The sequence below is a fragment of the Mongoliimonas terrestris genome (assembly GCF_001927285.1).
GTDB classification, from domain to species: domain Bacteria; phylum Pseudomonadota; class Alphaproteobacteria; order Rhizobiales; family Pleomorphomonadaceae; genus Chthonobacter; species Chthonobacter terrestris.
Map to the genome: position 1 here is coordinate 219,278 of NZ_MSIG01000003.1, position 26,322 is coordinate 245,599.

Here is a 26,322-nt window from a genome sequence, read left to right on the forward strand (position 1 = left end):
CCGGGTCTTCCGCCCGGTGGGATCGTTCGTTTCGACCTTAAGATAAAAGGGGCGACAATCATGACAGCGCAGAGGTCCACGCCTCTCATGTCGCTCGAGGAAGGCGGATATGCCGTCTTCCTGGGGCTTCTATCCTTCGTCTGCCTGCTGATCGCCGGCAAGGCGGTGGACCCTGTGATGGGCTTTCACGCCTTTCTCGGCGCCGTGTTCTCGGCCGCCGGTGTGTTCTTCATCGTCAAGAGCTACCTGGACGACAAGGGCGCACTGGCCCCGCAGGAGATCGACGGCAAGCCGAACTACAACTTCGGCCCGGTGAAGTTCGGCACGATCGCGGCGCTCTTCTGGGGCATTGCGGGCTTCCTGGTCGGCGTCATCATCGCCACCCAGCTGGCCTATCCGGCGCTGAACCTCGACCTGCCGTGGACCACGTTCGGCCGGCTGCGGCCGCTGCACACCTCCGCGGTGATCTTCGCCTTCGGCGGCAACGTGCTCCTCGCCACGTCCTTCTACGTGGTGCAGCGCACCTGCCGGGCGCGCATGCCGGGCAAGATCACGCCCTGGTTCATCATCCTCGGCTACAACGCCTTCATCGTGATCGCCGGCACGGGCTACCTGTTCGGCGCCACCCAGGGCAAGGAATACGCCGAGCCGGAGTGGTATGCGGACCTGTGGCTGACCATCGTCTGGGTGGTCTATCTCCTGGCCTTCCTGGCGACGCTCTGGAAGCGCAAGGAGCCGCACATCTACGTGGCGAACTGGTTCTACCTCGCCTTCATCGTCACCATCGCCATGCTGCATGTCGTCAACAACGCCACCATTCCGGTGTCGATCTACGGCATCAAGTCGTACATCGTCTGGGCGGGCGTCCAGGACGCCATGGTGCAGTGGTGGTACGGCCACAACGCGGTCGGCTTCTTCCTGACCGCCGGTTTCCTCGCCATCATGTACTACTTCGTGCCGAAGCAGGCGAACCGGCCGGTCTACTCCTACCGCCTGTCGATCGTGCACTTCTGGGCGCTGATCTTCCTCTACATCTGGGCAGGTCCGCACCATCTGCACTACACGGCACTGCCGGAATGGGCCTCCACCCTCGGCATGACCTTCTCGATCATGCTGTGGATGCCCTCCTGGGGCGGCATGATCAACGGCCTGATGACGCTCTCGGGCGCCTGGGACAAGCTCAGAACCGACCCGGTCCTGCGCATGATGGTGGTGTCCATCGCCTTCTACGGCATGTCCACCTTCGAAGGCCCGCTGATGTCCGTGAAGGCGGTCAACAGCCTCAGCCACTACACCGACTGGACCATCGGCCACGTGCATTCCGGCGCGCTCGGCTGGGTCGCCTACATCTCCTTCGGCGCCATCTACTGCCTCGTGCCGTGGCTCTGGAACCGCAAGCAGCTCTACTCGCTGAAGCTCGTCGACTGGCACTTCTGGGTGTCGACCCTCGGCATCGTCCTCTACATCTCGGCGATGTGGGTGGCGGGCATCATGCAGGGCCTGATGTGGCGCGCCTACACCGAGCTCGGCTTCCTCCAGTACTCGTTCATCGAGACCGTGGAGGCGATGCATCCCTACTACCTCATCCGGGCTCTCGGCGGCGTGCTCTTCCTCTTGGGCGGGCTGATCATGGCCTACAACATCTACATGACCATCCGCTTCGGCGAGGCTGAAGAAGCCGCCGGTGGCCGGGTGTCGCTGGCTCCGGCCGAGTGACGGAGGCAAGACCCATGTCCCTGTTCGACAAGCACGCAGTCTTCGAGAAGAACTCCATTCTTCTCACCGTGGGCGTCCTCGTGGTGGTCGCCATCGGCGGCCTCGTGGAGATCGTCCCGCTCTTCTACCTGAAGAGCACCATCGAGACGGTGGAGGGCGTCAGGCCCTACACCCCGCTGGAACTGGCCGGCCGCAACATATACGTCCGCGAGGGCTGCTACCTCTGCCACAGCCAGATGGTGCGGCCCATGCGCGACGAGATCGAGCGCTACGGCCACTTCTCCCTCGCCGCGGAGAGCCAGTACGACCGGCCCTTCCAGTGGGGCTCCAAGCGCACGGGTCCGGATCTTGCCCGCGTCGGCGGCAAGTATTCCGACGAATGGCACGTGGCCCATCTGGTGGACCCGCGCCAGGTGGTGCCGGCCTCCATCATGCCGGGCTACCCCTTCCTGATGACCGAACTGAAGGCCGATCGCATCGCGGACGACCTGAAGGTGCTCAGCATGGAGGGCGTGCCCTACACGGAAGAGCACGTGGTCAACGCGCGCCTGGACCTCCATGCGCAGCTCGACCCGGACGGCGACGTGGACGCCTTCCTGGAGCGCTATCCGAAGTCCGTGGTGCGCGACTTCGACGGCGATCCCTCGAAGGTCACCGAGATGGACGCGCTGGTCGCCTATCTCCAGCACCTCGGCACGTTCGTGGACTTCACCGTCTACGACAACAAAGCCAACCTGCGCTGAGGGGAGACGAGGATGTCCTACGAAACCATCGCCGCCGTCGCCCAACAGGGCGGGCTCGTCTACTTCTTTCTTCTCTTCCTCGCCGTCCTCGTCTACGCGCTGCGGCCCCGGGCCAAAGCCACCTTCGACCAGGCCGCGCACATCCCGCTCCGGGAGGATTGAGCCATGGCTCAGCACGACGTCGATCACGTCTCCGGCGTGACCACCACCGGTCACGAGTGGGACGGCATCAAGGAACTGAACAATCCGCTGCCGAAGTGGTGGCTCTATCTCTTCTACATCTGCATCGTCTGGTCGTTCGGCTACTTCCTGCTCTATCCGGCGTGGCCGACGCTGACCGGCTACACCACCGGCCTGCTCGGCTACTCCCAGCGGGAAGCGGCGCTCAACGCCGTCGCCGAGGGTGCCGCGACCCGGATCGCCGCCGGCCAGGGTCTCCTGGACGCGCCGCTGGAGACGATCCAGAACGACCCGAAGCTCCTGGAGTTCGCCATGGCGAACGGCAAGGCGGCCTTCGGCGACAACTGCGCCCCGTGCCACGGCTCGGGCGCGACCGGTGCCAAGGGCTACCCGAACCTGCAGGACGACGACTGGCTGTGGGGCGGTTCGCTCGACACCATCCACGAGACGCTGCGGGTCGGCATCCGATCCACCCATGAGGAGACGCGCATCTCCGACATGCCGGCCTTCGGGCGGGACGGGCTCTTGGAACGCGACCAGATCAAGACGGTCGCCGCCTATGTGCTGTCGCTCTCCGGCCTGCCGGCGCCCGAAGGGGCGGATCTTGCCGCCGGCGAGACGCTCTTCGTGGAGAACTGCGCCAGTTGCCACGGCGAGAAGGGCGAGGGCATGCAGGAAATGGGCGCGCCCAACCTTGCCGACGCCATCTGGCTCTACGGCTCGGACGAGGCGACGGTGGTGGAGACTATCACCAATGCCCGGCGCGGCGTGATGCCGGCCTGGGCGGGGCGTCTCGACCCGGTCACCATCAAGTCGCTCGCCGTCTACGTGCACGCCCTCGGCGGCGGCGCCTGACCACGGACGGGACCTGAAGCATTGGGAAGGCGGCGGGGTTGTGCCCCGCCGCCTTTCTTTCCATAGTTCGCCCGCCGGCGGTCTCATCGTTCGGCGAGGCGGAGACCATCGCGTGACGACCAGGCCCGATCCCGAAGTCCTCCCGATCCTGCCGTCCCTCGATCTTGCCGAGACGCACGCCTTCTACGGCGGCAAACTCGGGTTCGACCAGACGGTTTACGCGGACGACGCCTATCTGATCGTCCGCCGCGATCCCATCGAGCTCCACTTCTGGAAGACCGACGACCGGTCGCTCTGCGAGCGGACCGCCGTCTACATCCGCGGCGGCGCGGTGGACACGCTCCACGCGGAGTTCGCCGCCCGCGGCGTGCCGCGGTTGAGCGCCTTCACCGTCCGGCCGTGGGACATGAAGGAATTCACCATCCACGACCCGCACGGCAACCTGCTTCGGTTCGGCCGGATCCCGCTTGAGGGTGAAAGCTGACGATCCGCTCAGGCCGGCGGCCGGATCCGGTCCACGGCGGCGCGGATCGAGAACGCCGTATCCCGCATGTCGTCGAGCGAGAAGGGACAGGTCTCGCCTGACGCGGGCTCGGGCGCACCGGCAAGGTCCGCAAGCTGGGCCGCGTCCTCTCTGGCGTCCTGCCAAAGGGCCTGAAGATCGATGTGCTGCCGCATCCCGGGTGTGCAGCGCCGATGGATCTGACGCTGCAAGGCCAGGATCTCGGCGGACCAGTGTTCGGCGGATCCATGGCCGAGGCCGCGATCGGCAAGTTTGATCAGGTGGGCGAAGATCTGGACGAGGAGGCTCTGGACCGTATGCAGGTCGGATCGACCCACGGATTCGATCTCCTCGGCGATGTTGTCCAGGTCGAGAGCATTGGGAAGGTCGCGCCGGCCCGCCTTGAGCGCGCGGATCAGACGCGCCTGTTCCGCGCTCCAGAGAAAGACATCATCGTCATAGGAAGCCGATCGGGACATGCACCCTCCAGGCGATGCCGGAATCATACGGCTTGATGGGCTGCCTGCAAGCCTTGTTCCCACCGACGTCGGCGCAGGACTGCTCCGCCGTCGGTCCTTCCGTGGGCAGATACGCCATGGCGGCGCCGGTCGATCCGCTCAGGACGGCGGTGCGGCGGCGGTCGTCGCCGCGTCGTCGAGGGCGGTGGCCCTCTGGTGTGCCGGCCGCTCCTTCATGCGCGCCCCGTAGGCCTCGAACGCCGGGCGCGCTTCGATGCTGCCGAAGCCGAGGCCCCAGAGGATGTGCGAGCCCACGTAGACGTCGGCGGCGCTGAACCGGTCGCCCGCCACGAAGGCGTGGCGGGTCACGGCCATCTCCAGCGTGTCCATCATGGTGGCGAAGCTGCCGTATCCCACCATGCCGCGCCTTTCCGGCGGCACCTCGACGCCGAGGGCGCGGTTGACGATGGCCTGCTCCAAGGGGCCCGCCGCGAAGAAGAGCCAGCGGTAGTAGTCCGCGCGGGCCGACGGCGCCGGCGCGAGGCCGGCGTCCGGAAAGGCGTCCGCCAGATAGGCGCAGATGGCCGCGCACTCGGTCACCACGGCGTCGCCGTGCACGATCGCCGGCACCTTGCCGAGCGGGTTGGTGGCCCGGTAGGCGTCCGTCTTCATGGGCGGACCGAAGGGCACGATCTCCGTCCGGTAGTCCACCCCGGTCTCCTCCAGCATCCAGCGGGCGATCCGGCCGCGCGACATGGGGTTGGTGTAGAGCACGAGCGTGTCGGTCATCGGATCCCTCCTCAGGATACTTGGACCGGGAGGATGACAGAGCGGGTCGGGACGGTCGAGCGTGGCGCTGCAGACTGCTGACTTCTTCTGTCAGCTGCACGGGATGATCTGCTGAACGCCTCGCGTCGGTCCGGTCGGACCGGCGATCCGGAGGGTGCGGAGACCCCAATGACCTACACCGACACGCTTGCCCTCTTCTTCGTGCTGTTGCTCGGGATCATCGTGATCCCCGGCATGGACATGGTATTCGTTATGGCGAATGCGATCACCGGCGGACGTCGTCTGGGCTTCGCCGCCACCGGAGGGATCACGGCCGGGGGCGCCGTGCATACCGCTTTCGGCGCGATGGGCGTCGGCGTGCTCGCCCGCTGGATGCCGGCGCTCCTGCCGATCGTGCTCTACGCGGGCGCCGCCTACATGGCCTGGATCGGCATCTCCCTCGTCCGCAGCACCATCACCCTCGGACCGGTCGGCCGGGTCGCACTTCGCCGGCCAAGCGTGGTCTTCGTCCAGGGCCTGACGACCTGCCTCTTGAACCCGAAGGCCTATCTCTTCGTGTTTTCCGTCTATCCGCAGTTTCTCCAGCCCGCGTTCGGACCGATCTGGCGTCAGGCGATCGTGCTCGGCCTGCTCACGGCCGTCGTCCAGGTCGGCGTCTACGGCGCAGTCGCGATCGGTGCCGCGAGAGCCGGGTCGGCGATGGCCACCCGGCCAGGACTCATCACCTGGTCCGCGCGTATTGCCGGCGTGCTCTTCGTCGTCGCCGCCATCGCGCTCGTCCTGGAAAGCCGGACCGCACCGCCCGGCCCTTGACCAGAATCAATGCCGCGTCCGCCGAGACCGGTCAAAGTGCCATCCTGCGGGCCGGGGTGGACGGAAATGCCTCGGTCCGCGACGAGGAGTGCTGGTGACATGACGGTCCACAACAAGGAGGCCGAAGCTTCGGGCGACGTCCTCTATGCGTCGGCGAAGAAGATCTATCCGGCGGCGGTGCACGGGCGCCTGCGCACGATCAAGTGGGCGGTGCTCTTCATCACGCTCGGCATCTACTATTTTCTGCCGTTCGTGCGCTGGGACCGCGGACCGAACGCGCCCGATCAGGCCGTTCTGATCGACCTTGAAGGCCGCCGCGCCTATTTCTTCTTCATCGAGATCTGGCCGCAGGAGGTCTACTACATCACCGGGCTCCTGGTGCTGGCGGCCGTCACGCTCTTCCTGATGAACGCCGTCGCCGGACGCGTCTGGTGCGGCTACCTCTGCCCGCAGACGGTGTGGACGGACCTCTTCCTCTGGGTGGAGCGGGTCACAGAAGGCGACCGGCGCGACCGCATCCTCCTCGACAAGGCGCCGTGGAGCGTCGACAAGGCCGTCCGCCGCACCGCAAAGCACGCCGGCTGGCTCTTCATCGCCTGGTGGACCGGCGGCGCCTGGGTGCTCTACTTCGCCGACGCGCCGACGCTCGTCTGGCAGATGATGATCGGCACCGCGCCGCTGGCCGTCTACGTTTGGATCGGCATCCTGACCTTCACCACCTACACGCTCGCCGGCCACATGCGCGAGCAGGTCTGCCTCTACATGTGCCCCTGGCCGCGCATCCAGGCGGCGCTGACGGACGAATGGGCGCTCAACGTCACCTACCGGGCCGACCGGGGCGAGCCGCGCACCTCCGTGAAGCACGCGGAGAAGATGCGGACCGCCGGCGAGAAGGCGGGCGACTGCATCGACTGCTTCGCCTGCGTGCACGCCTGCCCGACCGGCGTCGACATCCGCGACGGCAGCCAGCTCGGCTGCATCCAGTGCGGCCTCTGCATCGACGCCTGCGACACCATGATGGAGAAGGTCGGCCGCGAGCCGGGCCTCATCGGCTACGACACCGACATGAACACCGCCCGGCGCGAAGCCGGCAAGCCGCCGATCTACCGCATCGTTCGGCCGCGCACGGTGCTCTACGTGGCCGTGATGGCGCTGGTCGGCGCGGTGATGCTCTACGGTCTCGCCACCCGGTCGTTCGAGGACGTGAACGTGCTGCACGACCGCAACCCGATCGCGGTGCGCCTCTCCGACGGCGGCGTGCGCAACGGCTACACGGTGCGCCTCTTCAACAAGCGGACGGAGCCGCGCTCCTTCACCTTGGCGGTGGAAGGCCTGCCGAACGGGTCGGTGATCGACGCGGTGGGCGTTGAGGAGCGGGTCAACGGCGCGCCGCTCGTCTCCGTACCGCCGGACACCACCCGCGAGGTGCGGGTGCACCTGGCGGTGCCGTCCGGCAGCGTGACGGAGGACTCCACCACGGTGACCTTCCGCATCGTCGACATCGCCAGCGGCGCCACCGCCACCGCGCGCGACTTCTTCAAGCTGCCCTGACGAAACGGCGGTCGGCGCGCTCCTTGGAAAGGGGCGCGCCGACCGGCCCCGTCCCGTTCCCTTCGCCTGGAAAGACCCTTCTCATGTCCGCTCGCACCGTCTCCGCCGATCGACCTTTCACCGGCGCCCGCATGCTGGCCTGGATGGTGGGCTTCTTCGCCGTCATCTTCGCGGCCAACGCGGTCCTGATCTACTATGCGCTCACCTCCTTCCCCGGGTTGGAGGTCGCGAGTTCGTACAAGGCCGGCCAGCAGTATGCCGCCGAGGTGGACGCCGCCCGGGCGCAGACCGCCCGGCACTGGTCGGTGGACGTGAAGGCTCTGGCGGCCGACGGCGGCGCGGCCGTGACCGCCACGTTCCTCGGCGCCGACGGCCGGCCGGAGCGCGGCCTCACGGTCACCGCCGAGATGCAGCACCCGACCGCCTCCAACCACGACCGGCAGATCGCCCTCGCCGAAGTCGCCGGCGGGTCCTACGCGGCCACGGTTCCGGAGGTCGGGTCCGGCCGCTGGCTCCTGGTGCTGGAGGCAAGCCGCGACGGCGAGCGCCTGTTCCGCAGCCGCAACCCCGTCTTCCTGGCGCCCTGATCCAGCGCATACCGCCGACGGCGCGACCGCCGGCCCGCATCATCGGCCCCGGGCACCGTCCGGGGCCTTCATGCCACCCTCGCCGAGCCCTGGTCCCGAACCCTGCTTGAGAAGGCCCGAAGGTCGATGTCGACGCTCGCCACCCCGCCCGTCCTCGCTGCCGCCGCCACGGTCGCCGCCCCGCGCCGCGACTGGGAGGCCTTCACCACCGCCGAGCCGGACGGCCGGCGCCGGCTGACGCTCGCCGTGGAGGGCATCACCTGCGCGGCCTGCATGGGCGACATCGAGCGCGGGCTGATCCGGATGCCGGGCGTCCACGGCGCGCGCGTCAACCTCGCCAACCGGCGCGTGGCGGTGATCTACGACCCGTCCGCGGCGAACCCGGACGCCATCCTGGCCCGCATGGAGGCGATCCACTATCCGGCGCGGCCGTTCGACCCGGCCGGCCTGGCGCGCCCGTCCGACGAGAGCCGGCGGCTCCTGCGCTGCCTCGGCGTCGCCGGCTTCGGCGCCATGAACGTGATGCTGATGTCGGTCTCCGTCTGGTCGGGCAACGTCACCGACATCACGCCGGAGACGCGCGACTTCTTCCATTTCATGTCGGCGCTGATCGCCATCCCGTGCGTCGCCTACGCGGGCGCGCCCTTCTACGGCAGCGCCTTCCAGGCGATCCGCCGGCGCGCGGTGAACATGGACGTGCCGATCGCCATCGGGGTGACGCTCGCCATGGCGCTCTCCATCGTCAACACGCTCACCCACCAAACCGAAGCCTTCTTCGATTCGGCGCTGATGCTGCTCTTCTTCCTGCTGCTCGGCCGCTATCTGGACGAGGCCATGCGCCGGCGCACCGCCATCGAGGCGGAGACGCTCGCCGTCCTCAAGGCCGACAGCGCCGTGCGGATCGAGCCGGACGGCAGCCTCGTGGAACTGCCGCTGTCGCGCATCCGCCCGGGCGACCGGGTGCTGGTGCGCCCCGGCGAGAAGGTGCCGGTGGACGGCCGGGTGGAGACCGGTGCCTCGGAGATCGACACCAGCCTCGTCACCGGCGAGACGTTGCCCGCCAAGGTGACGCCCGGCGACATGGTGCACGCCGGCACGGTGAACGGCTTCGGCAGCCTGGTGGTGGACGTCACCGCCGCCGCCGAAGGCACGCTGGTGGCCGAGATCGAGCGGCTGATCGGGGAGGCGGAGAGCGCCAAGTCGGCCCGGCTGCGGCTGGCGGACCGGGCGGCCCGGCTCTACGCGCCCGTCGTCCATTCGGCCGCGGCGCTCACCTTTGTCGGCTGGATGCTCGCCGGCCTGCCGTGGAACGACAGCCTCGTGATCGCCATCGCGGTGCTCATCATCACCTGCCCGTGCGCCCTCGCGCTCGCCATTCCGGCAGTGCAGGTGGTGGCGGCCGGGCGCCTCTTCCGCAACGGCGTGCTCCTCAACGCCGGCGACGCCATCGAGCGGCTCGCCTCGGTGGACACGGTGGTGTTCGACAAGACCGGCACGCTGACGACGCCGGAACCCACCCTCGTCGGACCCGACGTGGTGGACAAGGACGTGTTCCGCCGGGCCGCCACCGTGGCGCTGGCGAGCCGCCATCCGCTCGCCCGTGCGCTCGCCAAGGCCGGCGGCGCGGTGAAGCCCGCCGAGCGGGTCGTCGAGCACCCGGGCGAGGGTGTGGAGGCGGAGGTCGACGGGCGCGCCGTGCGGCTCGGCAGCCTGGATTTCTGCGCCGTCTCCCAGGCCCGCCGCCTGATGGCCCGCAGCCTCAACCCCACCGCGTCCTTCATCGCCTATCGGGAGGGCACCGCCGAGCCGGTGGTGTTCGCCCTCGCCCAGACGCTGCGCGCCGACGCGGTGCTGACGGTTGCGGCACTCCGCAAGCTCGGCTGCGCCGTGGAGATCCTCTCCGGCGACCGGTCGGAGGCTGTGGCGGAGGTCGCCCGCGTGCTCCACGTGGAGCGCTATCTGGCCGAGGTGACCCCGGCGGCGAAGATCGCCCGCCTGGAGGCGCTGAAGGCGGAGGGCCGCACGGTGCTGATGGTGGGCGACGGCCTCAACGACGCGCCGTCGCTCGCCGCCGCCCATGTGTCCCTCTCGCCGGTGAGCGGCGCCCATCTCGCCCAGGCGGCCGCCGACGCGGTCTTCCTCGGCGAGCGGCTGGCGCCGGTCCGGGTCGCCCTGGAGGTGGCGCGGGCGGCGCGGGCGCTGATGGCGCAGAACCTCTGGATCGCGGTCGTCTACAACGCGTTCGCGGTGCCGATCGCCGTCGCCGGCCACGTGACGCCGCTCGTCGCCGCGCTCGCCATGTCGGGCTCGTCGCTGATCGTGACGCTGAACGCCCTCCGCCTCCGCCGCATCGCCAAGCCGCCGGAGATCCGCCCCGCCGCCCCGGCTGCGTGCCCGGCGCCGGCCCTCACCGAAGGATCCCGTCGATGAGCATCCTCCTCTACCTCGTCCCCATCGCCCTCACCCTCGGCCTCCTCGGCCTCGTGGGCTTCCTCTGGTCGTTGCGCACCAACCAGTACGAGGACCTGGACGGCGCCGCCTGGCGGGCGATCCAGGACGACGATCTGTGAGGGAGGAGGAGGGGACTGGCCGCGTCGACCAGCGTGCTCGTCACTTTCCCGGTGTCCATTTGGTGCAGTCGCCTTGTTGCCGCGCCGCTGCCGCGCTAGCATTGAGAATGCCAACCTGGACGGGAGCCGCCGATGGCCCGCACCGTAACCCTTGATGATCTCTCGGAGGACATTGCGCGCCATTTTGTCGAGAGCGGCCAGCATCCCACCGTGGAAGCGGTCGTCGCTGCCGCTCTCGGGGCTCTAGCTGACGCCGATCCGGACTTGACCGAACTTCGTCGCCTAATCGCCGAGGGCGAGGCGAGCGAAGATGATGGGGAATGGGATCAGGAGGCTTTTTTGAAACGTGCTCACGCACGTCTTGAAGGTCGATCCGCTGCGGAATGACCAGCAGCGTCAGGGTCCGCCGAAGTGCGAACCGCGATCTCGACGCGATCTGGGACTGGATCGCAGCCGATGATCCAATCGCTGCGACCCAATTTGTCGACAAGATCAACACGTGCTTCCAGATAATCGCGGCTCATCCACGAATTGGCCCTGAACAGCCGCGGCTCGGGCGACGCGTGCGGTACCATCCCGTTGGCGAATACCTGATCTACTATGTTCCGACGCAAAAGGGCGTCGACATAATCCGGGTCATTCACGGTGCCCGACGCAGGCTTCGCGGCGTTATTACATGAACCGTCCCAACGAAAAAAGGCGCCACAGTGGGCGCCTTTTCCTCGGTCACGCGTGTGACGCGCTCAGCCGCCCGCCGCGCGGAAGATCTGGCGGCGGATTACCACGCCGTCGTCCTCGTCGGCCACGGTCTGCGGGGTGTTGAGGGGCAGGCCGAGGGTCTGCCACACGTCCACCAGGGCTTCGGCCAGATGGTCGACGAGGCCGTCGTGGTGGTAGGGCGTCGGCGTGATGCGCAGCCGCTCGGTGCCGCGCGGCACCGTCGGATAGTTGATCGGCTGGATGTAGATGCCGTGCTTTTCCAGAAGGATGTCGGACGCCTGCTTGCAGAGGTCCGGATTGCCGACGAGCACCGGCACGATGTGGGTCTCGCTCGGCATCACCGGCAGGCCGGCGGCGGCGAGAACGGCCTTGGTGCGGCCGGCCTGGCGCTGGTGCGCCTCGCGCTCGGCCTGGCTCGCCTTCAGATGGCGAATGGAGGCGGCGGCGGCGGCGCAGAGGCCGGGCGGCAGGGCGGTGGTGAAGATGAAGCCGGGCGCGTAGGAGCGCACCGCGTCGACGAGAGCCGAGGTACCGGCGATGTAACCGCCCATGGTGCCGTAGGCCTTGGCGAGGGTGCCCTCGATGACGTCGATGCGGTCCATCACGCCGTCGCGCTCGCAGATGCCGGCGCCGCGCGGGCCGTACATGCCGACCGCGTGCACCTCGTCGATATAGGTGTAGGCGTTGTACTTGTCGGCGAGGTCGGCGATGCGCTCGATCGGCGCCACGTCGCCGTCCATCGAATAGACGCTCTCGAACACGATCAGCTTGGCGCGCTCATGACCCGCTGCCTTGAGGAGATCCTCCAGGTGGCCGAGGTCGTTGTGGCGCCAGACCTGCTTGGCGGCGCCGGAGGAGCGCACGCCGTGGATCATGGAGGCGTGGTTGAGCTGGTCGGAGAGGATCAGGCAGTCCGGCAGCAGGCGGGCGATGGTGGAGATGGCCGCCTCGTTGGAGACGTAGCCGGAGGTGAAGACGAGCGCCGCCTCTTTGCCGTGCAGGTCGGCAAGCTCGGCTTCCAACTGCACCAGCGGGTGGTTGGTGCCGGAGATGTTGCGGGTGCCGCCGGCGCCGGCGCCCATGCGGGCGGCCGTCTCGGTCATGGCGCCGATCACGGTCGGGTGCTGACCCATGCCCAGATAATCGTTGGAGCACCACACGACGATGTCGCGGGTCTCGTCGCCGTGGTGCCAGTGGGCGTGGGGAAAGCGGCCGGCAATGCGCTCCAGGTCGGCGAAGACGCGGTAGCGCTTCTCGTCCTTGAGGGCCCGCACCGCGTCTTGGAAGAATGTGGTGTAATCCATGATCCGATCCGTACCCCCCGGTCGCGCCCGTACTTATACAGGCCCCGGTCCGCTGTCGAAAGTCGTTTTGAACGCCGACGCGCGAGACCCATTGGCACGCCGGAAACCGCAGAGAACCAGACTTTACATACGCCCGCCTTGATCGGCGTCAACCAAACCGCGTCTACGGGCCGCAGGAGCCGACTGTCAACTGCCACCTATGACCAAACGGTTAGCAGCCTCGTCATATCCGTCACGGTTCGGCGCATCGACGCAATCCGCCGCAGCCGCAGGACGCTTCGACCTAACCCGATGTTCACGATTGGATGGCAGGGTTCAAGGCCAGTCAAGGAGCGTTGCCCGTGCAACTCGATCTGTCGTCCCTGACCTTCCTGGTCGTGGAAGATAGCGCCTACATGCGAACCATCCTGCGCACCATGCTGCAGGGGTTCGGCGCGCGCCGCATCGTGGAGGCGGAAGACGGGGCGTCGGGCCTGGAGGCCATGGACCGGGCCAATCCGGACATCCTCATCCTCGACTGGGTGATGCCCATCCTGGACGGCGCCGACATGGTGCGCATGATCCGCTCGCCGTCGAACCCGTTCGCCTACATCCCCATCATCATGGTGACCGGCCACACCGAGCGCAGCCGCATCATCGAAGCGCGCCGGCTCGGCATCCACGAGCTTCTCTGCAAGCCGATCTCGGCCAAGTCGCTCTACCAGCGGATCCAGAGCGTCATCCTGTCGCCGCGCGACTTCGTGAAGACGCCCACCTATTTCGGCCCCGCCCCGCGCGAGATCCGCAACCGCCAGAACATCTGGCAGGTGAAGCCCGGCGAGACGAACGCCGCCTGACGGCGCCGCGAACGCCCGTTTCACGGCGGATCAAGCTTCAGCTTTGTGGGAACCATCACGCCGCCCGGGCATTCCGTCCCATGTGTTCCCGAACCATGGAGACGGCGAAGCGCAATGTGTGGATTGTCCGGAGAGGTGACCTTCGACGGTCGCGACGCCGATGTCGCGGCTCTCGCGCGCATGGGTGCGTGCATGGTAGAGCGCGGCCCCGACGGGACCGGCGTCATCGCCCACGGGCGCGTCGCCTTCGGCCATCGGCGGCTCTCCATCATCGACCTCAGCGAGCGCTCGGCCCAGCCGATGCAGGACGCCGAACTCGGCCTCACCATCGCGTTCAACGGCTGCATCTACAACTATCGTGAGCTGCGCGCCGAACTGGAAGGCCTCGGCCACCGGTTCGTGACCGGCGGCGACACGGAGGTGATCCTGAAGGCCTGGGCAGCCTGGGGCATCGACGCGCCGAAGCATTTCCACGGCATGTTCGCCTTCGCCATCCACGAGCGCGAGACCGGGCGCGTCGCGCTCGTCCGCGACCGGTTCGGCATCAAGCCGCTCTATCTCGCCGAGACGCCGGGCCGCCTGCGCTTCGCCTCCACGCTGCCCGCCCTGGTGGCCGCCGGCGAGGTGGACACGAACATCGATCCGGTGGCGCTCGAGTTCTACATGACCTTCCATGCGGTGGTGCCGCCGCCCTACACCATGCTGAAGGGCGTGCGGAAGCTGCCGCCGGCGACGGTCCGCGTCTACGAGCGCGACGGCCGGGTGGAGGACCACACCTACTGGCGGCTCTCCTTCGCCCGCACCGAAGCGGACGTGCGCCGTCCGCAAGCGGAGTGGGAGGAGCTGGTGCTCGCCGCCCTCCGCAAGGCGGTGGACCGGCGCATGGTGGCGGATGTGCCGGTCGGCGTGCTCCTCTCCGGCGGGCTCGATTCCAGCCTGATCGTCGGCCTCCTCGCCGAAGCGGGCCAGCAGGGCCTGAAGACCTTCTCCGTCGGCTTCGAGACCGTGGACGATTTCGAGGGCGACGAGTTCAAGTGGTCGGACCTCATCGCCCGCCACTACGGCACCGACCACACCAAGATCTTCGTGCCCTCGTCCGACCTCCTCGGCGCGCTGCCGGACGTGTTCCGCGCCATGTCGGAGCCGATGGTCTCCTACGACAACGTGGGCTTCTTCCTCCTCTCCCGCGAGGTCGCCCGGCACGTGACCGTGGTGCAGAGCGGGCAGGGGGCGGACGAGGTGTTCGCCGGCTACCACTGGTATCCGAAGCTCGCAGGCTCCAACGCCGTCGCGTCCGACTACATGGGCGTGTTCGGCGACCGGAGCCGCGCGGATCTGGAGGCCCTGCTCGAACCGGGCATGCTCGCCGACCCGGAGGCCGCCGCCTTCGTCGCTCGTCACATGGCGGCTGTGGACAGCCCTGATCCGGTGGACAAGGCGCTCCACATCGACAGCACGGTCATGCTGGTCGACGACCCGGTGAAGCGGGTCGACAACATGACCATGGCGTCGTCGCTGGAGGCCCGCGTGCCCTTCCTCGACCACGAGCTCGTGGAACTCGCGGCCCGCATCCCGGGTTCGGCCAAGCTCGGCGACGGCGGCAAGAAGGTGCTGAAGGCGGTCGGCCGCAAGGTCATCCCGCGCGAGGTCATCGACCGGCCGAAGGGCTATTTCCCCGTGCCGGCGCTGAAATACATCGAAGGCCCGGTGCTGGAGATGGTCCGCGACGCGCTCCACTCCCGCGCGGCGCGCGAGCGGGGCCTCTTCCGCAAAGGCGCGGTGGACGCCCTCCTCGCCGACCCGAAAAGCGCCATCACGCCGCTCGGCGGCTCCTCCCTCTGGCAGGTCGCCACCCTGGAACTCTGGCTGCAGACGCAGCTTGCCGGCTGAGCCCTGGCGATCCCACGCCGCCGCCGACGACCGACCTGGAGACCCAAGACGATGACCAGCCTCGTTTCCCGCGGACGCGGAGCCGTCGCCCACCGCTTCCGGCGGTTGCGCGCCCAGTCCTTCCTGCCGCCGATCGGCGAGGGAGAGGGCGGCGGCGAGACCGGCCACAACGCGGTGGTGGATTGCGGCTGGGGCCGGCTCCTGTTCGGCCAGACCTTCGACGATCCCGCCGTGCTTGCCGCCGCTATGGAGGAGGAGGGTCCGGACCGGCGCGACATCGCCTTCTACATCCGCGACCCCCACGTGGCGCTCGCCGCGGCCCCGCAGGAGCTGTTCCTGGATCCGTCCCACACCTTCCGGCTGGACCTGCCCACCTACCGGGGCAGCCGCAAGTCGGTCCGCGGCTTCGCCATCCGGCCGGTGGCCAACCGGGAGGACGCCATCGAGGTGAACCGGATCTACGCCGCCCGCGGCATGGTGCAGATCCCGCCCGACTGGTTCGAGCGCACCAAGGAGAGCCGGGTCGTCCGCGTGCTTCTCGCCGAGGATGCCGCCTCCGGGGCGGTGGTCGGGACCGTGATGGGCGTCGACCACGTGCAGGCGTTCGGAGACCGGGAGACGGGGTCGTCGCTCTGGTGCCTGGCGGTGGATCCGCAGGCGACGGTGCCTGGCATTGGCGCCGCGCTCGTCCATCATCTCGCCGGCCGGTTCAAGGCGCTGGGCGCCGCCTACATGGATCTCTCGGTGCTGCACAACAACGCCGAGGCGATCGCCCTCTACGAGAAGATCGGCTTCCGCCGGGTGCCCCTCTACACCCTGAAGCGTCGCAACTCCTTCAACGAGCGCCTCTATGTGGGGCCGATGCCGGACGCGGCGCTGAACCCCTACGCGCGCATCATCATCGACGAGGCGCGCCGGCGCGGCATCGCCGTGGAGGTGACCGACGCCGAAGGCGGCTTCTTCCGCCTGCACTACGGCGGCCGGTCGATCCACTGCCGCGAGAGCCTGTCGGAGCTCACCTCGGCGGTCGCCATGTCGATCTGCGACGACAAGGCCGTCACCCGCCGGGTGATGGAGCGGGCCGGGCTTCATGTGCCCGCCCAGACCGAAACCGACGACCCGGCCGAGCGTGCCGCCTTCCTCGACCGGGTCGGCAGCGTGGTGGTCAAGCCCGCCCGCGGCGAGCAGGGCCGCGGCATCGCGGTCGGCGTGGAGACGCCGGACCAGCTGGAGGAGGCGGTGCGGGTCGCCCGCACCGTCTGCGACCGGGTGCTCATCGAGGAATGCGTGACCGGCGAGGATCTTCGCCTGGTGGTGATCGACTACAAGGTGGTGGCCGCCGCCCTTCGCCGCCCGCCCCGCGTGATCGGCGACGGCAAGTCGACCGTGCGGGCGCTGATCGAGGCGCAGAGCCGCCGCCGCGCGGCAGCCACCGGGGGCGAATCGCACATCCCGCTCGACGGCGAGACCGGGCGCTGCGTGGAGAAGGCCGGCTTCGGCCTCGACGACGTCCTGCCGGAGGGCCGCGAGGTGGTGGTCCGCCGGACCGCGAACCTCCACACCGGCGGCACCATCCACGACGTCACCGACATCGTGCACCCGGTGCTGGTGGAGGCGGCGGTGAAGGCCGCGCGGGCGATCCCGATCCCGGTCGCCGGCATCGACTTCCTGGTGGAGGCGCCGGACAAGCCCTTCTATGCCTTCGTGGAGGCGAACGAGCGGCCGGGGCTGGCCAACCACGAGCCGCAGCCGACGGCGGAGCGCTTCGTCGACCTTCTCTTCCCGCAGACCGTGCCGGCGCCGGTGCGCAATGTGCAGCAGCGTGCCCGCAACGGCTGATACGCCGCCCCGTTTCCCTCGCCTGGACGACCACCCTCCAATGCCGCGCCTCGCCATCGACACCGGTTACCTCCGCGACCGCCTCGCCGACCTCCTCGCCATCCCGAGCCCCAGCGGCTACACCGACCAGGTGGTCCGCTGGGTTTCCGCCGAGATCGAGACCCTCGGCTATCCGGTGGAGGTCACCCGCCGGGGCGCCATCCGGGCGACCCTGAAGGGCGAGACCCATCGGGGCGCGCGCGCCGTAATCGGCCACGTGGACACGCTCGGCGCGCAGGTGAAGCAGCTGAAGGAGAACGGGCGGCTGGAGCTGGTTCCGATCGGCCACTGGTCGGCCCGGTTCGCCGAAGGCGCCCGCACCACGCTCTTCACCGACAAGGGCAGCTACCGGGGCACCATCCTGCCGCTGAAGGCGTCGGGCCACACCTTCAACGAAGCGGTGGACACGGCGCCGGTCGGCTGGTCGCACGTGGAACTGCGGGTGGACGCGCTCTGCCGCGGCCCGGGCGACCTGAAGCGGCTCGGCATCGCGGTCGGCGACTTCGTGGCCATCGACCCGCAGCCGGAGTTCGTGCCGAACGGCTACATCGCGTCGCGACATCTGGACGACAAGGCCGGTGTAGCGGCGATGTTGGCCGCCATGCTGGCCCTGAAGACCGGCGGGGTGGCCCCGGCGGTCGATACCTTCTTCCTCTTCTCCATTTCCGAGGAGGTGGGCGTCGGCGGCTCGTCGGTGCTCACCCACGACATCGCCTCGCTGGTGGCGATCGACAACGGCACGGTGGCACCCGGCCAGTCCTCCGAGGAGTTCGGCGTCACGGTGGCGGTCGCCGACCAGACCGGCCCGTTCGACTACCACCTGACCCGCAAGCTGATCCGGCTCTGCGTGGAGGAGGACATCCGCCACCAGACGGACGTGTTCCGCTACTACCGCTCCGACAGTGCCTCGGCGGTGGAGGCGGGCGCGGACGTCCGCACGGCGCTGATCACCTTCGGGGTCGACGCCTCGCACGGCTGGGAGCGCACGCACATGCACGCGCTCCGCTCCGTGGCCGAACTCATCACCGCCTACGTGTCGAGCCCGGTCGAGATCCCTCGCGACGCCGAACCCATCGGCGGCGCCCGCGGCTTCACCTCGCAGCCGACCGACGAAGCCGACGCCACGGTGCGCATCTAGGCTGTACGGCGTTCCTTCGGGAGCGTGGGCAGCTGTCGCGCGCTGTCTGGCTGGCGCTGCTCTCGCCGTGGACGGCCTTCGGTCGGCCAGGAATGCAGCCACCCTTCGGCGTTGGCGGTGCGTTCACCCGCCTGTCCCGGGGCAGGGCGCTCGCTTTACCTTTCGGTGTGCGCGCCATCCCGTCGCATCCACCGAGACAGCACGGTCGGATCCGCGCTCATCTGTCATTTACTTGAACCGCCAAGTTAACCAGTCATCCTTTTGGTGGCTGGCAAAGCCGCATGTTTGTGAGATGATGATAAGCATCGAGCAAGACATTCTTCGTAGCCTGTTCTTACGTCCAGCCGTTTCCATCGCCGTTCGTTTTCAACGCCTTTGAGCGGAGCCGGGTGCCAACCCCCGGAACCTGAGCCATGATCGTCGCACCGCGTGTGGCGGCCCTTGCGGCTGCCGGAATTTTCGTCTTTTCGACCGCCGCCGGCATCGCGTCCATCGGCGGCACGTCCTTCCTGCCGCCGGCCGCCCAGCCGATCCCGGCCGCCGTCCTGCCGGACGGGGTGGCGGACGTCGCCTTCGCGTCGGCGGGGCTCTGTGCGGTCATGATGGTGATCGGCGAGGCCCGTCCCGGGGTCACCGACATCGTCGACGTGACGCTCGGCGCGGCCGAGACCGCGGAGGTCACCGCCGGCCATTCGATCGCCTGCGGCACCGGCGCCGGCAGCGTCCGCCCCCTTGGTGCCCGCCTCACCGAAGCCGCTCTCGCCAAGGCGGACTTCGCCGCGCTCTGACGAACCGACGCCCACTGGCGGTCGAGCGACCACTCGGCCTTCAGCGTGCGAAGAGCGACTGCTCGATCATCTCCTCGTCGCACACGATGTCCTGGTTCTGCGCCTGTTCGCGCCGGATGCCCGAGAGGTCCGGTGCTTCCCCGTAGTGCCGCAGGAAGGTCCGCATCACGTGGTCGACGCCCGCGTCGGTGACCGAGCGCAGGTCGCTCTCGAAATAGGCGCCGCGCGCGTGGGCGCCGGTCACGATCTCGTAGGACGGAAAATAATCGACGCCCGGCTCCCGCGCGGCCACCGCATCGGCGGCGACCCGCAGCACGGCCTTGCTGTAGGTCGTGGAAGTGAGGGCGTGCCGGTCCTCGTAGGTGGCGATCAGCGGCACCGGTGACACGGTGAGGATGATCCTCGCCGCCGGATTGACCGTCCACAGCTTCGCCACGAAGACCAGCAGGTCCGCCTCCACTTCCGCGGCGGTGAAGTTGTGGAAGGCATGGACAGCCGGATCGAACGCGCCGCCGGCGACGCCGGGCGCCAGGGGAAACACCGCCCCGTCCACCGTCGAGCACCAGGCCTCGGTGAGACCCAGCGTGAACACGAACACCTCCAGCTCCCGCCAGAGGCGGCGGACGATCGCCAGATGCCGGTCGCGCGCGGCCGCGACGTCCGCCTCGGTGGCAAAGCCGTCCGGCTCCACCTGCGGGCGGAAGGGATCCACATAACGGCCGTCGCGGCGCAGCCAAGCCGGCTCGGCGGGCACGAAGGTGCCTTCCGAGCGGTCGAACAGCTGCACGAGCTGCCGGGCGGTGTAGATGTTGCCGTAGCGCGCCGAGAAGATGCCGAAATTGCGCGCGAGCGCCTCCGCCTCGGCGAGGCCGTCGCTGCGCTCGGCGTTGAAATAGCTGTAGCCGCTGCCCTTGAGGGCCCGGGCGATGTGCTGGGCGAAGCAACTGCCCGCCGTCGCCACCCGGGTGTCACGACCGAGCGTGAAGCCGGTCCGCACGACCGGATCGACCGCATCCGCCGGCGGATTGGCGACGGCCGTCTTCCAGCGTTGGTGGTCCTTGATGCCCCGGTAGGGGTTGTCGCCAGCCGGAGGCTTGCCGCCGCCGTCGCGCATCTTCAGGAGAACGCGAAGGCGCGGATCGCCCAACCGGTCGCACTGGATCGCCCGGTCGTGCAGCGGCTCCATCAGGGCGAAGCTCTTCTCGATGAAGGTATCCAGGGGCAGGAGGCCCCGGTTCTCCTTCGTCACCTTGCCGTCCGGCATCTTGAAGATCATGTGGCCCGGCAGGCCGAACCGCTCACCGATCTCCGGATAGAGCGGCCAGACCAGGTTCTTCACCAGGTGATCCTGGGCGACATACTCCGGATAGGCGACGGCCGGCGTCCAGCCGAGCGTTTTGAACATCTGGCGCGCCATGCCGGCCATGACGATGGGCTTGGGATGGTTCGGGCAGTGCAGGAAGCAGCCGGTCGCGCGCCACTGGCGGATCTCGTCCTCCAGCGAAAGGCCGAGCGTCGCGGCGGACGCCAGAAGGTGCTCCGCGGACGGGTCCCAGTGGTCGAAATAGCCGAGGGCGTCGTAGGTCTCGCCCCGGAACAGCTTCACCGTCTGGTCGACCGTGAAGCCGTTCTGCCAGGCGAACAGGGCGATGGCCGACGTGATGCCGCCGATGGCGGAGGCGACGCGCACCTCGCCCGCGTTGGCGAAGACGAAGTCCGGGTGGAAGGCCGTGAAGAAGAGCTTCGGGTAGCGTACCTTGTTGGGGAAGGCGGCGAACCCGTCGAGGTTGTCCATCAGGAAGCGTTCGTAGTTCGACTTCCTGCCTTGGAGGAAGAACATGTCGTCCGGCCCGGGACGGGCGATCTCGGCGAGCAGGTTGAAACTCTTCGACCCGGCGATCGCCTCCACCGTCGCCTCCGGACGCATGATGCGGACCACGTCGGCAAGGACACCCGCCTGGCAGTTACCGATGACGTAGATCCTCGACATGTCCATCCTCGCGGCGCTTTCGCCGGGCCGCGGGCTCGCTGCCGGATCGAATGCCGAATACGTTCATAGATCTAAATTCCTGATCGCTTTCCAGCAAGCCGTGAGACCCGCGCAACGGATACGGCGCGGGATTTCTCCCGCGCCGCTTGCGTCTGATGTCGATCAGGTCCTGCCGGCGGTCACTCGGCCGGCATGGGCTGGCCGTGGGTGCCGTGGCCCTCGGGGGCGTGGCCGTCGTCCACGCGGCCCTCCGCGGCGGCCTTGCGGGCCTCCTTGGCGGCATGGCGCTCGTCGCTCTCGGAGATGTAGGTGTAGAACATCGGCACCACGAAGAGGGTGAACAGCGTTCCGACCGACATGCCGGTGGCGATGACGAGGCCGATGGAGTAGCGGGCGGCAGCACCGGCACCGTCGGCGAGGATCAGCGGGACGACGCCGAGCACCATGGCGGCGGTGGTCATCAGGATGGGCCGCAGGCGCACCCGGGCCGATTCCACGATGGCTTCGCGGCGGGTGTAGCCGCGTTCCTCGCGGAGCTGGTTGGCGAACTCCACCATCAGGATGCCGTGCTTGGTGATCAGCCCGACAAGGGTGATGAGACCCACCTGGGTGTAGATGTTCAGCGTCCCGAGCCCGAGGTTGAGCGGCACCATGGCGCCGAACACCGACAGCGGCACCGACATCAGGATGATGAAGGGGTCGCGGAAGCTCTCGAACTGGGCGGCGAGCACCAGGTAGATGATCAGCACCGCAAGGCCGAAGGCGACGAGCAGGGTGTTGCCCGCCTCCACCTCCAGGCGCGACTGGCCGGCGTACTCCAGGAAGTAGCCGTCCGGCATCACCTCCGTGGCGATCCGCTGGATCTCCTGGAGCGCCGCACCGGTGGTGACGCCCGGCCGCGGCAGGGCCGACAGGGTCGAGGAGTTCAGCTGGTTGAACTGCTCGATCGCCGGCGCCGACGCCTCCGTGGAGATGCGCACCACCGCCGACAGCGGCACCATGGAACCCGACTGGCTGCGGACGAAGAAGTCGCCGAGGCTTTCCGGGTTGAGCCGATACTGCTGCGGCACCTGCGGGATGATGTCGTAGGCCCTCGCGTCCCGGTCGAACTTCGACACGGACCCCTCGCCGACCAGGATGTTCAGCGTGGAGCCGATCTCCGACACCGTGACGCCGAGGGCGGCGGCGCGGTCCCGGTCGATCACGAGGCGCACGGTGGGTGTCTCGAACGACAGGGAGTTCTGCACCACGATGAAGAGGCCGCTCTCCGTCGCCCGGTTCTTGATCTCCTCGGCGAGTTCGTAGACGCGCTCGGCCTCGTTGGTCGACTGCAGCACCACCTGCACCGGCAGGCCGCCGCCGGAGCCCGGCAGGGACGGCAGGGCGAACACGAAGGCCTGCAGGCCGGCCGACGTGTTGACGATGCCCTGGAGCTCCTGCTGGATCTCCTGCTGGCTGCGCTCGCGCTCGCCCCACGGCTTCATCACGAAGCCGGCGAAGCCGGAGTTGGCGCTGTCGCCGCCGACGATCTGGAAGCGGGCCTCCAGCTCGGGCACGTTCTTGGCGAGATCGTCGATCTGCCGGGCGTACATGGCGGTGTACTCGGCGGTCGCGTACTGCGGCCCGGTCACGAGGCTGAACACGGCCCCCGAATCCTCCTCCGGCGCCAGTTCGGACGACGTGTTGAGGAAGAGGAAGACCGACGTGCCGAGAAGGACGGCGACCACCAGGAGAGTCACCGGCCGGTAGAGGAGGGAGCCGTCCAGCCGGCGGCCGTACCAGTTGGCGAGCCGGTCGAAGGTGCGGTCCACCGTGCGCTGGAACCAGGAGGCGTTGCCGTGCTTCAGGAGCCGCGCCGACATCATCGGCGAGAGGGTCACCGCCACGAAGCCGGAGATGATCACCGCGCCGGCGAGCGTGAAGGCGAACTCGCGGAAGAGCGAGCCGGTGAGGCCCTGGGTGAAGCCGATCGGCGCGTAGACCGCCGCCAGCGTGATGGTCATGGCGACCACCGGGCCGAAGATCTCCCGCATGCCGGTGATGGCGGCGGAGAGGGGCTTCATGCCCTCCTCGATGTGCCGGTGGATGTTCTCCACCACCACGATGGCGTCATCCACCACAAGGCCGATGGCCAGCACCATGGCGAGCAGCGTCAGCGTGTTCAGCGAATAGTCGAGGCCGTAGAGGAGGAAGCAGACGCCGATCAGCGACAGCGGGATGGTGACGATGGGGATCACCACCGAGCGGAACGACCCGAGGAAGAGCAGGATCACGCCGATGACGATGAGCACCGCCTCGGCGATGGTCTTGAACACCTCCTCGATCGAGGCCGAGATGGCTTCGGTGCTGTCGTAGACGAGCGAGATGTTGGTGCCCTGCGGCAGCGTCTCCTGGATCGCCGGCAGTTCGGCCGCCACCGCGGCGGCGGTGTCGAGCGGATTTGCCGACGGGGTTGGGAAGACGCCGATGAAGACGCCCTGCAGGCCGTTGAAGCGGACGTAGACTTCCGAATTCTCGGCGCCGAGCTCCACCGTGGCGACATCGCGCAGGCGCACCACCTCGTCGCCGTTGGAGCGGATCGGCAGGGCGCCGAACGCCTCCGGCGACTGCAGCGTCGTCTCGGTCTCGATCTGGTAGGCGACGTACTCGTTCTTGGTCTTGCCGGGGGCCGACAGGAAGTTGGACGCCTGGATGGCGGCCAGCACCTCGTTGGCCGTCACCTCGCGGGAGGCGAGCCGCACCGGGTCGATCCAGACCCGCATGGCGAACTCCTGGCCGCCGAGGATCTGGGCGTCGGCGACGCCCTCCACCGTGGAAAGGCGCGGCTGGATCACCCGGTTGATGAATTCGGTGATCTCGCGGGCGTTCATGTTCTCCGACTGGATGGCCAGGTACATGAGCGCGAACTGCTGCCCGGTGCCCTTGACGATCACCGGATCCTCCGCCTCGGTCGGCAAGGTGCCGCGCACCTGCTGAACCTTCGCGGTGACTTCCGTGAGGGCGGCGTCCGGATTGGTGTTGAGGCGCATGTGCACCGACACGGTGGACTGGCCCTGCCGGCTCGACGACGTGACGTAGTCGACGCCTTCCGCCGACGACACCGACTTGGCGACCGGCGTCGTGATGAAGCCCTGCATGAGGTCCGGCGAGGCGCCCGGATAGATGGTGGTGACGGTGATCACCGTCTCTTCCACCTCCGGATACTGCCGGATGGACATGTTGAGGATGCCCTGGATCCCGACAAGCAGGATCAACAGGCTGAGGACGATCGACAGCACCGGCCGACGGATGAAGATTTCCGAGAAGTTCATGGCGCTTAGCTCCCGCTGCCGGCGGCGGACGTGCTGCCCGTACCGGTCTGGCCGGTGGCAGTCCCGGCGGCCGAAGCGCCGCCGGTGCCCTCCGAACCGGGCGTGCCGGAGGCCGCCCCGTTGGCGGTGCCGGGCGCGCCGCTGCCCGGGCCGGCCGTGCCGGCGGCCGAGGCTTCGGTGCCGGTCGCGGCCGGATCGGTCGCCGCCGGCTCCGCGCCGGGCGCCGTCACCTGGGTCTGGCCGGGCTTGGACGGGTCGATGGTGTTGTCGACGACCACCGGGCTGCCGCTCGAAAGGCGGTTCTGGCCGGCGGTGATTACCTGGAGGCCCGGCTCCACGCCGCTGGTCACCTCGATCTGGCCGCCGTTGCGCCGGCCGGTGGTGACGAACACCTGGCGGGCGACGGGCTTGGCCTCACCGGCCGCCTCGTTGGCATTCGCGGCGCCGGTCGCACCGGCATCAGCCGCGCCAGCCGCACCGCTCGCCTCGGCCGCCGGCTTCGGGGCCTCCTCGCGCACCACGTAGACGTAGGAGCCGTAGAGCGAGATCACCACCGCCGACTGGGGCAGGGCGATGACGTTGTCTTCGGCCGGCAGCTGGACGCGCACGTTGATGAACTGGCCCGGCCGCAGCCGCCCGTCGGAATTGTCCACCTGCGCCTGCACGGAGACGAGCCGCGACGCCGGGTCGATCTTCGGGTCGATGCCGGTGATCTCGCCGGCATAGTTGAGGTTGGCCTGGGTGAGGCCGAACACCGCCGGCTGGCCGATGGAGATGGACGGCAGCTGCTGCTCCGGCACCGTGAAGTCCACCTTCATGGTGTCGAGGTCCTGGAGGGTCGCGATCACCGAGCCGGCGGAGATGTACTCGCCGATGTCGATGCGCGGGATGCCCATGGTGCCGGCGAACGGCGCCTTGATGTCCTTCTGGTTGAGGACGGCCTGAAGCCGCTCCAGCGTGGAGCGGGAGGTGTCGAGCTGGGCCTGCGCCTCTTCGAGCGTGGCGGTCGAGTTGACGCCCCGGTTGGCGAGCGCGCGCGCCCGGTCCAGGCTCTGCTGGTCGCGGTTCACGGCGGCGCGGGCGGCGATCAGCTCGGCCTGTTCCACGTCCGACTGGATGCGCACCAGCACCTGGCCGGCTTCCACCCGATCGTTGGCGCCGAAGAGGATCTCGTCCACGACGCCGCTCGTCTGGCTGGCCACGTCGACGCCGTTGCGGGCGACGACCGTGCCGACGGCCTCGATGCCCGGCTCCCAGCGGACCGGCTCCACCGTCATGGTCGAAACCGTGATGGTCTGCTGCGGCATATTGGCGAAGAAGTCGCCGATCATCTGGGCGCGAAACATATTGAAGCCGACGATGCCGCCGCTGACGATGGCGAGCAGCACGATGGCGATGATGAAACGTTTGATCATGCGTATGTCCCGTACGCGCCCGTGACGGCGCGCGGCCGGAGGAATCCTTCGGGACGACAAACCCCGAGGACGACAATGGAAGCGCGCCGCCGCCGGACGGGACCTTGGGGGAGGTCCGGCCGGGGCTTGCGCTTGTGGGGTAATAACTGTACCGTCCGGACGGTTCTGTCAATCTGCGTTCCTGCAGATTGCATAAGCAAAATCAGTTTAGGAAACCCTGTTGGCTTCAATTCGCGGTGAACAGAAACGTGCGGGCGCCGTCACCGGTTCCGCTGACGCTCAAGCGGG

General features: G+C 68.5%; 22 protein-coding genes and 1 pseudogene. 17 read left to right on the forward strand and 6 right to left on the reverse strand.

Translation table 11 applies throughout. The annotated features are described in order from the left end of the window. Window positions 1-87 precede the first annotated feature (87 nt). The 5 genes from ccoN to BUQ68_RS05620 all read left to right on the forward strand — a co-directional run bounded on the left by ccoN (window position 88) and on the right by BUQ68_RS05620 (window position 3,978). Window positions 88-1,716 carry a cytochrome-c oxidase, cbb3-type subunit I gene (gene ccoN, locus BUQ68_RS05600; RefSeq protein ID WP_075214957.1) on the forward strand — a complete coding sequence of 543 codons (1,629 nt, stop codon included), beginning with the start codon at window positions 88-90 and terminating at the stop codon, window positions 1,714-1,716. A gap of 14 nt (window positions 1,717-1,730) precedes the next feature. After that, entirely contained in the window at window positions 1,731-2,459 is a 729-nt protein-coding gene (gene ccoO / locus BUQ68_RS05605; RefSeq protein ID WP_075214958.1) for a cytochrome-c oxidase, cbb3-type subunit II, read from the forward strand. 12 nt (window positions 2,460-2,471) lie between these two features. After that, the gene (locus BUQ68_RS05610) at window positions 2,472-2,621 is read left to right on the forward strand and encodes a cbb3-type cytochrome oxidase subunit 3 (RefSeq protein WP_075214959.1); all 150 of its coding nucleotides are present in this window, start codon (window positions 2,472-2,474) and stop codon (window positions 2,619-2,621) included. A 3-nt stretch (window positions 2,622-2,624) separates the two neighbouring features. Continuing rightward, the gene (ccoP, locus tag BUQ68_RS05615) at window positions 2,625-3,494 is read left to right on the forward strand and encodes a cytochrome-c oxidase, cbb3-type subunit III (protein WP_075214960.1); all 870 of its coding nucleotides are present in this window, start codon (window positions 2,625-2,627) and stop codon (window positions 3,492-3,494) included. Window positions 3,495-3,606: 112 nt separating this feature from the next. Next, a complete protein-coding gene (locus BUQ68_RS05620; RefSeq protein ID WP_075214961.1) occupies window positions 3,607-3,978 on the forward strand; it encodes a bleomycin resistance protein in 372 nt (123 codons plus the stop codon). Between the two features lie 8 nt (window positions 3,979-3,986). Here BUQ68_RS05620 and BUQ68_RS05625 read toward each other — a convergent pair whose 3' ends face one another. Next, a complete protein-coding gene (locus BUQ68_RS05625) occupies window positions 3,987-4,502 on the reverse strand; it encodes a DUF29 domain-containing protein (protein ID WP_083656313.1) in 516 nt (171 codons plus the stop codon). Window positions 4,503-4,613: 111 nt separating this feature from the next. Beyond that, on the reverse strand, window positions 4,614-5,243 hold the full coding sequence (locus BUQ68_RS05630; protein ID WP_075214963.1) for a glutathione S-transferase family protein: 630 nt from the start codon (window positions 5,241-5,243) through the stop codon (window positions 4,614-4,616). Window positions 5,244-5,411: 168 nt separating this feature from the next. Here BUQ68_RS05630 and BUQ68_RS05635 point away from each other — a divergent pair, with 168 nt between their 5' ends. From BUQ68_RS05635 to BUQ68_RS05665, 7 genes are all read left to right on the forward strand, one after another. Then, window positions 5,412-6,056 (forward strand): LysE family translocator, encoded by a 645-nt coding sequence (locus BUQ68_RS05635; RefSeq protein ID WP_075214964.1) that lies wholly within the window; start codon window positions 5,412-5,414, stop codon window positions 6,054-6,056. A 99-nt stretch (window positions 6,057-6,155) separates the two neighbouring features. After that, entirely contained in the window at window positions 6,156-7,607 is a 1,452-nt protein-coding gene (gene ccoG / locus BUQ68_RS05640; protein ID WP_075214965.1) for a cytochrome c oxidase accessory protein CcoG, read from the forward strand. Between the two features lie 83 nt (window positions 7,608-7,690). Beyond that, window positions 7,691-8,194: a FixH family protein gene (locus tag BUQ68_RS05645; RefSeq protein WP_075214966.1), complete on the forward strand. Its 504-nt coding sequence runs from the start codon at window positions 7,691-7,693 to the stop codon at window positions 8,192-8,194. A gap of 126 nt (window positions 8,195-8,320) precedes the next feature. Next, the gene (locus tag BUQ68_RS05650) at window positions 8,321-10,624 is read left to right on the forward strand and encodes a heavy metal translocating P-type ATPase (protein ID WP_075214967.1); all 2,304 of its coding nucleotides are present in this window, start codon (window positions 8,321-8,323) and stop codon (window positions 10,622-10,624) included. Beyond that, window positions 10,621-10,764, forward strand: a complete 144-nt coding sequence (ccoS, locus tag BUQ68_RS05655) for a cbb3-type cytochrome oxidase assembly protein CcoS (RefSeq protein WP_075214968.1) — start codon at window positions 10,621-10,623, stop codon at window positions 10,762-10,764. Before BUQ68_RS05650 ends, ccoS begins: the two co-directional genes overlap by 4 nt. A gap of 132 nt (window positions 10,765-10,896) precedes the next feature. Further along, window positions 10,897-11,151, forward strand: coding sequence for a type II toxin-antitoxin system ParD family antitoxin (locus BUQ68_RS05660; protein WP_075214969.1), 255 nt, complete (start codon window positions 10,897-10,899; stop codon window positions 11,149-11,151). Continuing rightward, window positions 11,148-11,444 (forward strand): type II toxin-antitoxin system RelE/ParE family toxin, encoded by a 297-nt coding sequence (locus BUQ68_RS05665; RefSeq protein ID WP_075214970.1) that lies wholly within the window; start codon window positions 11,148-11,150, stop codon window positions 11,442-11,444. Before BUQ68_RS05660 ends, BUQ68_RS05665 begins: the two co-directional genes overlap by 4 nt. 63 nt (window positions 11,445-11,507) lie before the next feature. On the opposite strand, the gene hemA is transcribed toward BUQ68_RS05665, so the two are convergent. Continuing rightward, complete coding sequence (gene hemA / locus BUQ68_RS05670; RefSeq protein ID WP_075214971.1) at window positions 11,508-12,788, reverse strand: 5-aminolevulinate synthase; 1,281 nt, start codon at window positions 12,786-12,788, stop codon at window positions 11,508-11,510. A gap of 341 nt (window positions 12,789-13,129) precedes the next feature. Between hemA and BUQ68_RS05675 the strand changes: the two genes are divergently transcribed. From BUQ68_RS05675 to BUQ68_RS05695, 5 genes are all read left to right on the forward strand, one after another. Then, window positions 13,130-13,624, forward strand: coding sequence for a response regulator (locus tag BUQ68_RS05675; RefSeq protein ID WP_210215587.1), 495 nt, complete (start codon window positions 13,130-13,132; stop codon window positions 13,622-13,624). A 114-nt stretch (window positions 13,625-13,738) separates the two neighbouring features. Then, a complete protein-coding gene (locus BUQ68_RS05680) occupies window positions 13,739-15,514 on the forward strand; it encodes an N-acetylglutaminylglutamine amidotransferase (protein WP_075214973.1) in 1,776 nt (591 codons plus the stop codon). 51 nt (window positions 15,515-15,565) lie between these two features. Continuing rightward, entirely contained in the window at window positions 15,566-17,353 is a 1,788-nt protein-coding gene (gene ngg / locus BUQ68_RS05685; RefSeq protein WP_083656314.1) for an N-acetylglutaminylglutamine synthetase, read from the forward strand. Between the two features lie 40 nt (window positions 17,354-17,393). After that, window positions 17,394-18,530: an osmoprotectant NAGGN system M42 family peptidase gene (locus BUQ68_RS05690; RefSeq protein WP_075214974.1), complete on the forward strand. Its 1,137-nt coding sequence runs from the start codon at window positions 17,394-17,396 to the stop codon at window positions 18,528-18,530. 413 nt (window positions 18,531-18,943) lie between these two features. Beyond that, on the forward strand, window positions 18,944-19,318 hold the full coding sequence (locus BUQ68_RS05695) for a hypothetical protein (RefSeq protein WP_075214975.1): 375 nt from the start codon (window positions 18,944-18,946) through the stop codon (window positions 19,316-19,318). Window positions 19,319-19,358: 40 nt separating this feature from the next. Here the strand turns inward: BUQ68_RS05695 and BUQ68_RS23575 are convergent, their stop codons facing one another. The 3 genes and pseudogenes from BUQ68_RS23575 to BUQ68_RS05710 all read right to left on the reverse strand — a co-directional run. Further along, window positions 19,359-21,308 carry a GSCFA domain-containing protein gene (locus BUQ68_RS23575; RefSeq protein ID WP_175577739.1) on the reverse strand — a complete coding sequence of 650 codons (1,950 nt, stop codon included), beginning with the start codon at window positions 21,306-21,308 and terminating at the stop codon, window positions 19,359-19,361. A 179-nt stretch (window positions 21,309-21,487) separates the two neighbouring features. Next, window positions 21,488-24,619 (reverse strand): efflux RND transporter permease subunit, encoded by a 3,132-nt coding sequence (locus tag BUQ68_RS05705; protein ID WP_083656315.1) that lies wholly within the window; start codon window positions 24,617-24,619, stop codon window positions 21,488-21,490. 248 nt (window positions 24,620-24,867) lie between these two features. Continuing rightward, a pseudogene (locus BUQ68_RS05710) lies at window positions 24,868-26,034 on the reverse strand (efflux RND transporter periplasmic adaptor subunit); the annotation flags it as partial. Window positions 26,035-26,322: the final 288 nt, after the last annotated feature.

Coding starts and splice junctions, on each gene's coding strand:
- ccoN (WP_075214957.1), top strand. CDS start 88: ATGTCGCTCGAGGAAGGCGGATATGCCGTCTTCCTGGGGCTTCTATCC.
- ccoO (WP_075214958.1), top strand. CDS start 1,731: ATGTCCCTGTTCGACAAGCACGCAGTCTTCGAGAAGAACTCCATTCTT.
- BUQ68_RS05610 (WP_075214959.1), top strand. CDS start 2,472: ATGTCCTACGAAACCATCGCCGCCGTCGCCCAACAGGGCGGGCTCGTC.
- ccoP (WP_075214960.1), top strand. CDS start 2,625: ATGGCTCAGCACGACGTCGATCACGTCTCCGGCGTGACCACCACCGGT.
- BUQ68_RS05625 (WP_083656313.1), bottom strand. CDS start 4,502: ATGATTCCGGCATCGCCTGGAGGGTGCATGTCCCGATCGGCTTCCTAT.
- BUQ68_RS05630 (WP_075214963.1), bottom strand. CDS start 5,243: ATGACCGACACGCTCGTGCTCTACACCAACCCCATGTCGCGCGGCCGG.
- BUQ68_RS05635 (WP_075214964.1), top strand. CDS start 5,412: ATGACCTACACCGACACGCTTGCCCTCTTCTTCGTGCTGTTGCTCGGG.
- ccoG (WP_075214965.1), top strand. CDS start 6,156: ATGACGGTCCACAACAAGGAGGCCGAAGCTTCGGGCGACGTCCTCTAT.
- BUQ68_RS05645 (WP_075214966.1), top strand. CDS start 7,691: ATGTCCGCTCGCACCGTCTCCGCCGATCGACCTTTCACCGGCGCCCGC.
- BUQ68_RS05650 (WP_075214967.1), top strand. CDS start 8,321: ATGTCGACGCTCGCCACCCCGCCCGTCCTCGCTGCCGCCGCCACGGTC.
- ccoS (WP_075214968.1), top strand. CDS start 10,621: ATGAGCATCCTCCTCTACCTCGTCCCCATCGCCCTCACCCTCGGCCTC.
- BUQ68_RS05660 (WP_075214969.1), top strand. CDS start 10,897: ATGGCCCGCACCGTAACCCTTGATGATCTCTCGGAGGACATTGCGCGC.
- BUQ68_RS05665 (WP_075214970.1), top strand. CDS start 11,148: ATGACCAGCAGCGTCAGGGTCCGCCGAAGTGCGAACCGCGATCTCGAC.
- hemA (WP_075214971.1), bottom strand. CDS start 12,788: ATGGATTACACCACATTCTTCCAAGACGCGGTGCGGGCCCTCAAGGAC.
- BUQ68_RS05680 (WP_075214973.1), top strand. CDS start 13,739: ATGTGTGGATTGTCCGGAGAGGTGACCTTCGACGGTCGCGACGCCGAT.
- ngg (WP_083656314.1), top strand. CDS start 15,566: ATGACCAGCCTCGTTTCCCGCGGACGCGGAGCCGTCGCCCACCGCTTC.
- BUQ68_RS05690 (WP_075214974.1), top strand. CDS start 17,394: ATGCCGCGCCTCGCCATCGACACCGGTTACCTCCGCGACCGCCTCGCC.
- BUQ68_RS05695 (WP_075214975.1), top strand. CDS start 18,944: ATGATCGTCGCACCGCGTGTGGCGGCCCTTGCGGCTGCCGGAATTTTC.
- BUQ68_RS23575 (WP_175577739.1), bottom strand. CDS start 21,308: ATGTCGAGGATCTACGTCATCGGTAACTGCCAGGCGGGTGTCCTTGCC.
- BUQ68_RS05705 (WP_083656315.1), bottom strand. CDS start 24,619: ATGAACTTCTCGGAAATCTTCATCCGTCGGCCGGTGCTGTCGATCGTC.